Origin of the sequence: Bradyrhizobium sp. 132 (assembly GCF_023074185.1) — a bacterium.
Taxonomy (GTDB): Bacteria; Pseudomonadota; Alphaproteobacteria; order Rhizobiales; family Xanthobacteraceae; genus Bradyrhizobium.
Genome location: NZ_JADPKY010000027.1, coordinates 73823 through 85000, shown reverse-complemented (window position 1 = coordinate 85000; position 11178 = coordinate 73823). Strand labels below are relative to the sequence as shown.

Sequence of the window (11178 nt, the reverse complement as noted above, 5' to 3'; positions counted from 1 at the left end):
CTCGTACGGGGCTATCACCCTCTGAGGCCCAGCTTTCCTGACTGGTTCCGATTGTCTTTGATGTATCACTGGCCTGGTCCGCGTTCGCTCGCCACTACTAACGGAGTCTCTGTTGATGTCCTTTCCTCCAGGTACTTAGATGTTTCAGTTCCCTGGGTTTGCTTGAAACCTCCTATGTATTCAGAAGTCTCATACCTTCTCTTGATAACCGGAAATCCAAAACCTCTTCGATCGAAATCTAAAGGTCTAGGCATCTCACATTTCTGTTCGAACCCCACACCGATGTCTTTCGACAAAGGTCTTGGAGTTCCGGCTATCGAAGGTGGGTTTCCCCATTCGGAAATCCATGGATCAAAGCTTCTTCGCAGCTCCCCACGGCTTATCGCAGCGTAGCACGTCCTTCATCGCCTCTCAGCGCCAAGGCATCCACCGAACACCCTTAAGGCACTTGATTGCTCTCATTATCAATGTCCACACACTCGGCAGAATGTTGTCTGTACGATTGCCTTGCGGCGCGCGCCCTCGATGAACGCTACGTACAGCCGGACAATGATTAGAAAGACCAGCTTGCTTCGTAAGATCGTTCCGATAGCGAGGCGGTCAAGCTTCGCTAAAAGGATCATTTACAACTCGCTTGTCTTTCAATGCAGCCTTGTGAGCTACCCTGGAAGACGCACGAGCGCCGAAATGATCCGGAGATAATGGAGTACCGCGCAGAAATCTTCTGCACGATCCAACTCGGATCGATCTCCTCTTTACGATGTCAGAAATCACGCACGTCACTGTCCATCCGGACTAGTGGGTGCGAAGTGATGTTTCGCGGACGACGGTTGAGTTGTCGGTGATCAAACCATCTGGTGGAGCCAGACGGGATCGAACCGACGACCTCATGCTTGCAAAGCACGCGCTCTCCCAGCTGAGCTATGGCCCCGTAACCAGAAGACGAATGCTCACTCGATGAGTGTGGTGGGCCTGGGAAGACTTGAACTTCCGACCTCACGCTTATCAAGCGCGCGCTCTAACCAACTGAGCTACAAGCCCCTAACGCATATCCAGTTAAGGACCGGGATCCTGCAACCATGCAGGCCCAGCGCGTGTTCGTCCGCGAAGAAAGAGAAACGAAGACGGCGAAATCCCGCCAATGCAGCTCAACGATCCTGACGACCGTTGGCCACTGATGTTTCTAAAACGATCCGATAGTTAGCCGAAGCTAAGCTGAAGGATCATCCTTAGAAAGGAGGTGATCCAGCCGCAGGTTCCCCTACGGCTACCTTGTTACGACTTCACCCCAGTCGCTGACCCTACCGTGGCCGGCTGCCTCCATTGCTGGTTAGCGCACCGTCTTCAGGTAAAACCAACTCCCATGGTGTGACGGGCGGTGTGTACAAGGCCCGGGAACGTATTCACCGTGGCGTGCTGATCCACGATTACTAGCGATTCCAACTTCATGGGCTCGAGTTGCAGAGCCCAATCCGAACTGAGACGGCTTTTTGAGATTTGCGAAGGGTTGCCCCTTAGCGTCCCATTGTCACCGCCATTGTAGCACGTGTGTAGCCCAGCCCGTAAGGGCCATGAGGACTTGACGTCATCCCCACCTTCCTCGCGGCTTATCACCGGCAGTCTCCCTAGAGTGCTCAACTAAATGGTAGCAACTAAGGACGGGGGTTGCGCTCGTTGCGGGACTTAACCCAACATCTCACGACACGAGCTGACGACAGCCATGCAGCACCTGTGTTCCAGGCTCCGAAGAGAAGGTCACATCTCTGCGACCGGTCCTGGACATGTCAAGGGCTGGTAAGGTTCTGCGCGTTGCGTCGAATTAAACCACATGCTCCACCGCTTGTGCGGGCCCCCGTCAATTCCTTTGAGTTTTAATCTTGCGACCGTACTCCCCAGGCGGAATGCTTAAAGCGTTAGCTGCGCCACTAGTGAGTAAACCCACTAACGGCTGGCATTCATCGTTTACGGCGTGGACTACCAGGGTATCTAATCCTGTTTGCTCCCCACGCTTTCGTGCCTCAGCGTCAGTATCGGGCCAGTGAGCCGCCTTCGCCACTGGTGTTCTTGCGAATATCTACGAATTTCACCTCTACACTCGCAGTTCCACTCACCTCTCCCGAACTCAAGATCCTCAGTATCAAAGGCAGTTCTGGAGTTGAGCTCCAGGATTTCACCCCTGACTTAAAGACCCGCCTACGCACCCTTTACGCCCAGTGATTCCGAGCAACGCTAGCCCCCTTCGTATTACCGCGGCTGCTGGCACGAAGTTAGCCGGGGCTTATTCTTGCGGTACCGTCATTATCTTCCCGCACAAAAGAGCTTTACAACCCTAGGGCCTTCATCACTCACGCGGCATGGCTGGATCAGGGTTGCCCCCATTGTCCAATATTCCCCACTGCTGCCTCCCGTAGGAGTTTGGGCCGTGTCTCAGTCCCAATGTGGCTGATCATCCTCTCAGACCAGCTACTGATCGTCGCCTTGGTGAGCCATTACCTCACCAACTAGCTAATCAGACGCGGGCCAATCTTTCGGCGATAAATCTTTCCCCGTAAGGGCTTATCCGGTATTAGCACAAGTTTCCCTGTGTTGTTCCGAACCAAAAGGTATGTTCCCACGCGTTACTCACCCGTCTGCCGCTGACGTATTGCTACGCCCGCTCGACTTGCATGTGTTAAGCCTGCCGCCAGCGTTCGCTCTGAGCCAGGATCAAACTCTCAAGTTGGACTTGAACTTTGAACCGGCTGATCACAACGTTTTGACGAGGTCCCACCATTTTTCATCGACCGAAGTCGATGAGCTGCCCGCGATTCACATCGCTGGCAACGATGGTGTAACCTTAAAACGTGTACCGCCGAAGTCTTTCGTCCGGTCCCGATCCAAAAAGCCGAAGCTCTTTAAATGCGAGACCCGCAAGGACTCCGCCGTCCACGTTTCTCTTTCTTCATCTTCACTTGTCAAACAGCCCGGGACCGATGTGGCCCCAACCTTCCAGAGAGGAAGGGTTCCGACACCCTTACCGACGATGAATGAACTCCAATCGACTTACGTCGACTGTTGTGTCACTCAACAAGGTGAGGAGCATCAGTGGCGCGTTCGCTCGCCTTGGTCAGTGACCCGGCGGCGCCGCGCTCAGTGGTCGGGTTATAGGCCCCACCCATCGGAGTTGTCAACGACCATTGTCAGAAAATCGTCGCACGGTGGATTGTTCTAAAAAACTGCGTGATTCCATGCGGTTAGAGAAGCGTGGAGCGGACGGTTTGGATCGGCGCGGCGAAAAAACCCAAAAAAAGTTTGGCCTGCGGGGGCTTCTGGAGGCTGCCTGCAGCGCCCCTCCAGACAGGTCCCTCGCGCCGGGTCGTTCAGGAAACTTTTCCATATTAGGCGCCGTACTTGAGCCACATTCCCGCGGCGTTCTGGTACAGACAGAGCTTGAATCGCAGGAATGCCAGTGGGGGCTGCCGGCGGTTTGCTTGGGGTCAGAGGAAGGCGATCATAGGATGAAGCGGCCTTCTTCAGACGTTCGCGAGACATCGAGAGATCTTTTTTCCGCTTAGCTGTTCGTAGTTTCGGCCGGCCCGTCATCAGGGCCTTCTGACCGCGGACGCCTATGCGGCTTGCCCTTTTCGAGCGGTGCCCCTGAAGAGGGCGGCGTAAGAAGGGGCTCGAAACCGGCTCTTGGGTCGTTGATTGGGGGATTTGGGTTGAACCAAAGGACGTCACGCGGCGCTTACGGGCGTGAGACCGGGATCATCGATCTCGGCCACGAGCCGCCGCTGTCCGTTGATGGTTCGGAAGCCGCGGTCATCGATCGCCGCCGTGTCTCGGTGCAATGGTTCAGCGGGACGATCTTGACCGGACTCTGCGGCGCAGCCCTGATCGGCGGCGCCGTTTTCGCATCGCTCGACGGCGAAATGACCTTCGCCAAGGTGCCGGAGCGGGTCGAAGGCGCGCTGCGCGGCGCATTCGGTGCGGCTGACCGCGCCGCCACGCTGCACAAGAGCGACCGCCTGCCACCGCCCAACGAATCCACGGCCTCGCGCAACATCGTGCGCGTCTCGACCGTCGCCCGCGTCGGCAGCCGCGACGTGATGCGGGTGCGCCCCTTCATCCGGATTGCCGGCAATCTGTCGATGACGACGAGCGACCTGTCGGCGAAGATCCCGCCGTTCAACGCCCAGCGCCTTCTCACCGATGTCGGCTCCGATCCGAAGACCGCATCCGACGATCCCAACAATCCGGAAGCGGTCGAACCCGACGCCGAGGTCTCCTTCGTCACCAAGGACCTGTCGCCGGTGCTGCCGAAGGCCAAGATTTCCGCAGTGGTGGCGCTCGACGACATCCTGATGCGGGTGCGCGATGCCGCCAACTGGCGCGGCAATGGCGGGGTGCGCTACGCCACGCTCGCCACCGCCGACGTCTCCGGCGCGACCGGCCCGTCCGACATCAGAAGCGCCTACGCCACCGAAGTGTCGCCGTCCGATCCCTATGCCGGCTTCGAGACGCGCGTGGTGCCGGAAAACGTCACGCTGCTGCCGAAGACCAAGGAGCAGATCACCGGGGGCAATCCCAACGGCGAACGCGTCCACATGGTCAAGAAGGGCGACAGCGTCGCTGGCGTGCTGCGCGATCTCGGCGCCACGGCCGACGAGATCAAGGCGATTGCCGCGACGCTCGGGCCCCGCGGCCGCGACGGCGGCCTGAAGGAAGGCGAGAAGCTGCGCATCCTGATGGCGCCTGCAAGCCCTGGCGCCCGTCTGCAACCCTACCGCGTGGTCATCGCCAACGAGACCATGGTCGAGGCGATCGCGGCGCTGTCCGATCTCGGCAAATACGTCGCGGTCGACGTCTCCAGCATGAACACCGTCGCCGACGCTGGGGCCAACGCCAACAGCGACGACGATGACGACGATGACGGCACTGGCGTGCGGCTCTACCAGAGCATCTACGAGACCGCGATGCGCAACAAAGTGCCGATGCCCGTCATCGAAGACATGATCAAGATCTACTCCTACGACGTCGATTTCCAGCGCAAGGTGGCGCCAGGCGATTCATTCGACGTGTTCTACGCCGGCGAAGACGAGGGCGTGACCGCGAGCGAAAAGAACGACGTGCTGTTCGCTTCGCTCACGCTCGGTGGCGAGACCAAGAAATACTACCGCTACCAGAGCCCTGACGACGGCGTCGTCGACTACTACGACGAGACCGGCAAGAGCGCGAAGAAATTCCTGGTGCGCAAGCCCGTCAACAACGCCATCATGCGCTCCGGCTTCGGCGGCCGCCGCCACCCGATCCTCGGCTATGTGAAGATGCACACCGGCGTCGACTGGGCCACCTCTTACGGAACCCCGATCTTCGCCTCCGGCAACGGCGTGATCGAGAAGGCCGGCCCCGAGGGCGGTTACGGCAAGTACATCCGGATCAAGCATAACAACGGCTACGAGACCGCCTACGGCCACATGTCGGCCTTCGCCAAGGGCATGGAGCCCGGCAAGAAGGTGCGGCAGGGCCAGGTGATCGGCTTCGTCGGTTCGACCGGCGCGTCGACAGGCCCTCACGTCCACTACGAAATCCTCGTCAACGGCCGCTTCGTCGATCCGCTGCGCGTAAAGTTGCCGCGCGGCCGTTCGCTGGAAGGCCCGATGCTGGCCGGCTTCGAGAAGGAGCGCGACCGGCTCGACGGCATGATGAGCGGCCGCGCCGGCGCCATCGCGAGGATGTCGGACGCGACGGGCGGGCCGTTGCAGGTCACCAACCGATAGCCCACGGTCGTCGCCAATCGTCAGAGAACCCACCGGCGCCCGTCGGGCGTCGGCTCCAGAACCTTCCGTTCTGCATCCGATTTGGTTGGAACCGGCCGGGGCGCGAACCGGTTGGTTTCCCACTAGGCAGGGGCTGAATGGAGGATGTTATGGACAATTGGACGAACGCAAAGCTGTGCGACGTCGCCAACCTGATCCTCGGTGCATTCCTGTTCTTCTCGCCGTGGATCTTCGGCTTCGACGCCGGAAGGCCCTCCCAGAACGCACATATCGCGGGCATCGTGATCGCAATTTTGGCCATCGCGGCGCTTGCCGCCTTCGCAGTATGGGAAGAATGGCTGAACCTGATCGTCGGCCTGTGGGCTCTCATTGCGCCTTGGGTCCTCGGATTCGAGGGGACCAAGACGGCGATGACGATCCACGTCGTGGTCGGCATCGCAGTCGCCGTGCTTGCCGCCATCGAGCTCTGGATCATGTCACAAAACCCGCCGCGGCTGACCGCAGGCCGCTAGTAGACTGCGCCCCGCCCCACGCACGGGCGGGGCCACGATTGGAGCGGCGCTACGGCAACGCAGTTGCGCGCACGATCACGAAGACGATCCCGATCGCCGTAAGACCAAACGAGACGGCCATGAGTGGCAGCAGGACATCGATCGCGGCATCGGTGCCGTGAAGCGTTGCACCCCAAACCTTGAAGTCGCCGGCTTCCCAATCATGCAATGAGGGCTGCTGTGGATGCGGCTCATCGGACACGTGGTGCCTCCAGACCCGCGACAATATCCACGGAATGCCCGCCGCGACCAGGAACAACAGGCTGACAAACGCAAGCAACAGGCTGACATCACTGCTGCGATCGAACAGTACCCAGGCCATCAGCGCGAACCAGGCGACAAGGACGACCGCGGCACCATAGATCTTTGGATGAAGCTCGTCGAAGGCCGGTCGGTTGCGAGAGACAAGATCCTTGTTCATGGCGATACCCCACATTTGCGGGATTCGCCGGGAACCCATGGCAAGTGCCTTAGCAGCCGACAAGAACTATCGGACGCGACGTCGGTCAACTCCGACGCCGGATTGGTGCGTCCAACCGACGGATCCATGTGGGGCAACCTGGCCCGGTCGCAGCAGTTTCATTAAATATCCCCAACTCGAGCCAGAGCGGGCGAGATGCTTCTGTTAGCGGAACCAACCAATGGTCGCCACGATTGGTTTTGGTGGCGGTTTCCTGCCTGTTCAGTCAAGAGGAGGACAATCCATGCAGCGCCTCTCACGTGACGACGTGATCAAGGCCGTCAGCGGAGCTGACGACGTCACAATTGCACAGATAATCGGAACCGGCGCGACAGTCGAGGAGCTTGCCGAGGCCCAGGCATGGCTCGCCAACGACGAGCCCATGATCAACGACCTCCGTCCACTGGCGCAGGGCCGGGTGCGCGAGCTCGTGGATATCCTTTCGGAGCTTGAACAAGAAGGCGACGAGGAAGGTCCGGCCGATCCCGGCTCTGCGCCCGCAGTCAGTTAGCAAGCCGACCGAGTTGACCAAACATTTCGCCCCGGAGAGGCATCGCCTTCCGGGACGTTTTTCATTTTGCGGTGAGCGCTAGGTTCAGTTGAGCTTGCGCTTCGACACGGGCACGTCGAACTGGGCGATTTCCGCAGTCTGCGCCGCCTTGCCGTTGAAGGTCAGCACGTTGCCTGCCGATGAAATCGCAACCGCATCGCCGTCCCTGACGTCGCCGCCGAGGATCATCTCGGCGAGCGGATCCTGGACGTAGCGCTGGATCACCCGCTTCAGCGGCCTGGCGCCATAGGCGGGATCCCAGCCCTTTTCCGCGAGCCAATCGCGCGCCTTGCCATCCAGCGTCAACACGATCTTGCGATCGGTCAACAGGTTCTGGAGCCGCGCGAACTGGATCTCGACGATCCGGCCCATCTCGCTCTTCTGCAAACGATGGAACAGGATGATTTCGTCGACGCGGTTGAGGAATTCGGGGCGGAAATGTCCGCGCACCGTCGCCATCACGTGCTCACGCACGGCGGAGGTATCCTCGCCCTCCGGTTGATTCACCAGAAACTCCGAACCGAGGTTCGAGGTCATGACGATCAGCGTGTTGCGGAAATCGACGGTACGGCCCTGGCCGTCGGTCAGGCGGCCGTCGTCGAGCACCTGCAACAGGACGTTGAACACATCCGGATGCGCCTTCTCGACTTCGTCGAACAGCACCACCTGGTAAGGCCGGCGCCGCACCGCTTCGGTGAGTGCGCCGCCCTCGTCGTAGCCGACATAGCCCGGCGGCGCGCCGATCAGCCGCGACACCGAATGCTTCTCCATGTATTCGGACATGTCGAGGCGGACCATCGCGGTCTCGTCGTTGAAGAGATACTCCGCGAGCGCCTTGGTCAGCTCGGTCTTGCCGACGCCGGTCGGACCCAAGAACATGAACGAGCCCATCGGCCGGTTCGGATCCTGAAGGCCTGCGCGCGAGCGGCGCACGGCGGTCGCGACCGCACGCACGGCCTCAGCCTGCCCGACGACGCGTTGTCCGAGCTGCGCCTCCATCCTCAGGAGCTTTTCTTTTTCGCCTTCCAGCATCTTGTCGACGGGCACGCCGGTCCAGCGCGAGACCACCTGCGCGATATGATTGGCGGTAACAGCCTCCTCCATCATGTCGCCGGAGCTCTGCGTTGTATTTTCCTTGGCCTCGATATCCGCAAGCTGCCTCTCGAGCTCCGGAATCCGGCCATAGGCCAGCTCGCCGGCGCGCTGGAATTCGCCGCGCCGCTGGGCGCCGGCGAGATCGACACGCAAGCTGTCGAGTTCAGCCTTCAGCTTCTGGGCGTTGGAGAGCTTGTTCTTCTCCGCGCTCCAGCGTGCGGTCAGCGACGCAGATTTCTCCTCAAGCTCGGCCAGCTCCTTCTGGAGCGTCTCGAGACGGGACTTGGAGCCGAGGTCGCTTTCCTTCTTGAGCGCCTCCTGCTCGATCTTGAGCCGGATGATCTCGCGGTCGAGCGAGTCCAGCTCTTCCGGCTTGGAATCGACCTGCATCTTCAGCCGCGCGGCCGCCTCGTCCATGAGGTCGATGGCCTTGTCCGGGAGGAAGCGGTCGGTGATGTAGCGGTTGGACAGCGTCGTCGCCGCCACGAGTGCGGAATCGGCGATCCGCACGCCATGGTGCTGCTCGTATTTGTCCTTCAGCCCGCGCAGGATCGAGATCGTATCCTCGACCGTGGGCTCGCTGACGAAGATCGGCTGGAAGCGCCGCGCCAGTGCCGCATCCTTCTCGACATGCTTGCGATACTCGTCAAGCGTGGTCGCGCCGATGCAATGCAGCTCGCCGCGCGCAAGCGCGGGCTTGAGCAGGTTCGATGCGTCCATCGCGCCATCGCCCTTGCCCGCGCCAATCAGCGTGTGCATCTCGTCAATGAACAGGACGAAATTGCCGTCGCTCGCGGTCACCTCCTGAAGCACGGCCTTCAACCGCTCCTCGAACTCGCCGCGATATTTCGCGCCGGCGATCAGCGAACCGAGGTCCAGCGACAGCAGCTTCTTGTCCTTCAGGCTCTCCGGCACATCGCCATTGACAATGCGCAGCGCCAGGCCCTCGGCGATGGCGGTTTTGCCGACGCCGGGCTCGCCGATCAGAACGGGATTGTTCTTGGTCCGGCGCGACAGCACCTGGATCGTACGGCGGATCTCCTCGTCGCGGCCGATGACCGGATCGAGCTTGCCGTCGCGCGCCGCCTGGGTCAGGTCGCGCGCATATTTCTTCAGCGCGTCATAGGCGTTCTCGGCGGTCGCGGAATCCGCGGTCCGGCCCTTGCGCAGCGCCTCGATCGCCGCATTGAGGTTTTGCGGAGTGACGCCGCCCTTGGCGAGGATCGCGCCGGCCTCGCTGGTCTTCTCCAGCGCGAGGCCAAGCAGCAGCCGCTCGACGGTGACAAAGCTGTCGCCGGCCTTCTCGCCGGCCTTTTCGGCGGCGTCGAAGGTGCGGGCGAGCTCGGGCGCCAGATAGATCTGGCCGGCGCCGCCGCCAGAGACCTTCGGCACCTTGTTAAGAGCGTCCTCGGTCGCCCTCAGAATTGCGCGGGAATTGCCGCCGGCACGGTCGATCAGGCCGGCAGCGAGGCCTTCATTGTCGTCCAGCAGCACCTTCAGCAGGTGCAGGGTCGAAAACTGCTGGTGCCCTTCGCGCACCGCAAGCGATTGCGCGGACTGGACGAAGCCCCTGGAGCGTTCGGTATATTTGTCGATGTTCATTTATCTTCTTTCCCTCGGCCTGCCCCAGGAGCCCTCTAAGGCACTCCAAACGGCATCTTCATTGGGTTTCCGATGACCGCATTGACGTTTCTCAACCGGTAACGGTCGTTATCAGCCGGCGCTGGCGCCGGCCTGACCCAGATGTGGGAAGCGTGCCCTTGGACCGGAAGAGGCGAGTTCACAATTTCGTGCGCGGATCTGCCAGCTTGGCACCGGTGGGTCGAATCCCCTAAGTAGCGGCATGACAGCTAGCGCAATGACAGCCAACCAGATCGCCGAGATCACCGGCCTCTACCGTTATCCGATTAAAGGCCTGACGCCGGAGTCCCTGCCCCGGATCTCACTGCGATCCGGCCAGACCCTGCCCGCCGACCGCCGCTACGCCATCGAGAACGGCCCGAGCGGGTTCGACCCTGATGCGCCCCAATGGAAGCCGAAAATCCAGTTCCTGATGCTGGCGCGCAATGAGCGGCTGGCTTCCCTCGACAGCCGTTTCGAGGACGCGACCAACCGCCTGACTATCCGCAAGGACGGCCAAATCGTCGCCAGCGGCGATCTCGAGACCGCGGCCGGGCGCGCCGCCATCGAGGGCTATTTCAGCGAGAACTTTCAACCGGAGTTGAAGGGCCCGCCCAAGGTCCTGTCCGGCCGCGACCACAGCTTTTCCGACGTCGCTCGCAAGGTCGTGTCCATCATCAATCTCGACAGCGTCCGCGCGCTCGAGACTATGCTCGGCGCCGCGGTCCACCCTCTGCGTTTCCGCGCCAATCTCTACGCGAAGGGCTGGCCGGCCTGGTCCGAGCTCGACCTCGTCGGCCAGACGCTCGCGATCGGGCGGGCCCGGCTGGAAGTGGTCAAGCGCATCAAGCGCTGCCCGGCCACCAATGTCGACCCTGATACCGCAAGGCGCGATCTCGAAATCCCGGCCACGCTCTCAAGCAATCTCGGCCACATGGACTGCGGCATCTATGCCGAGGTGATCGCCGACGGCGAGATCGGCGTCGGCGATCAGATCGCGGTGGAAGAGCCGAAGCTGGTGTGACGCGGCGCCGGCTCCACGTACTCCGTCATTGCGAGCGCAGCGAAGCAATCCAAATATCTATCTGTTGAGGCAGTCTGGATTGCTTCGTCGCTTTGCTCCTCGCAATGACGGGGCAGAAC

General features: G+C 61.0%; 6 protein-coding genes, 2 tRNA genes and 2 rRNA genes (1 of these 10 running past the window's edge). 4 read left to right on the top strand and 6 right to left on the bottom strand.

Annotated elements, in window-relative coordinates:
* The 4 genes from IVA74_RS03710 to IVA74_RS03695 form a co-directional block, all read right to left on the bottom strand.
* Positions 1-454: ribosomal RNA gene (locus IVA74_RS03710) — 23S ribosomal RNA — on the bottom strand; it reaches 2419 nt to the left of the window's first position.
* Between the two features lie 401 nt (positions 455-855).
* Positions 856-931, bottom strand: a tRNA-Ala gene (locus IVA74_RS03705).
* 33 nt (positions 932-964) lie between these two features.
* Positions 965-1041, bottom strand: a tRNA-Ile gene (locus IVA74_RS03700).
* 192 nt (positions 1042-1233) lie between these two features.
* Positions 1234-2722, bottom strand: a 16S ribosomal RNA gene (locus tag IVA74_RS03695).
* Together the 16S and 23S rRNA genes with 2 tRNA genes alongside form the textbook arrangement of a ribosomal RNA operon.
* A gap of 979 nt (positions 2723-3701) precedes the next feature.
* Between IVA74_RS03695 and IVA74_RS03690 the strand changes: the two genes are divergently transcribed.
* Positions 3702-5759, top strand: coding sequence for a M23 family metallopeptidase (locus IVA74_RS03690; protein WP_247339975.1), 2058 nt, complete (start codon positions 3702-3704; stop codon positions 5757-5759).
* 149 nt (positions 5760-5908) lie between these two features.
* Complete coding sequence (locus IVA74_RS03685) at positions 5909-6271, top strand: SPW repeat protein (protein ID WP_247339974.1); 363 nt, start codon at positions 5909-5911, stop codon at positions 6269-6271.
* A gap of 49 nt (positions 6272-6320) precedes the next feature.
* Here IVA74_RS03685 and IVA74_RS03680 read toward each other — a convergent pair whose 3' ends face one another.
* Complete coding sequence (locus tag IVA74_RS03680) at positions 6321-6731, bottom strand: hypothetical protein (RefSeq protein WP_247339972.1); 411 nt, start codon at positions 6729-6731, stop codon at positions 6321-6323.
* A gap of 220 nt (positions 6732-6951) precedes the next feature.
* Between IVA74_RS03680 and IVA74_RS03675 the strand changes: the two genes are divergently transcribed.
* On the top strand, positions 6952-7281 hold the full coding sequence (locus tag IVA74_RS03675; RefSeq protein WP_247339971.1) for a hypothetical protein: 330 nt from the start codon (positions 6952-6954) through the stop codon (positions 7279-7281).
* A gap of 84 nt (positions 7282-7365) precedes the next feature.
* On the opposite strand, the gene clpB is transcribed toward IVA74_RS03675, so the two are convergent.
* Positions 7366-10017, bottom strand: a complete 2652-nt coding sequence (clpB, locus tag IVA74_RS03670) for an ATP-dependent chaperone ClpB (RefSeq protein WP_247339970.1) — start codon at positions 10015-10017, stop codon at positions 7366-7368.
* Positions 10018-10273: 256 nt separating this feature from the next.
* On the opposite strand from clpB, the gene IVA74_RS03665 reads away from it, so the two are divergent.
* On the top strand, positions 10274-11059 hold the full coding sequence (locus IVA74_RS03665; RefSeq protein ID WP_247339968.1) for an MOSC domain-containing protein: 786 nt from the start codon (positions 10274-10276) through the stop codon (positions 11057-11059).
* Positions 11060-11178 lie beyond the last annotated feature (119 nt).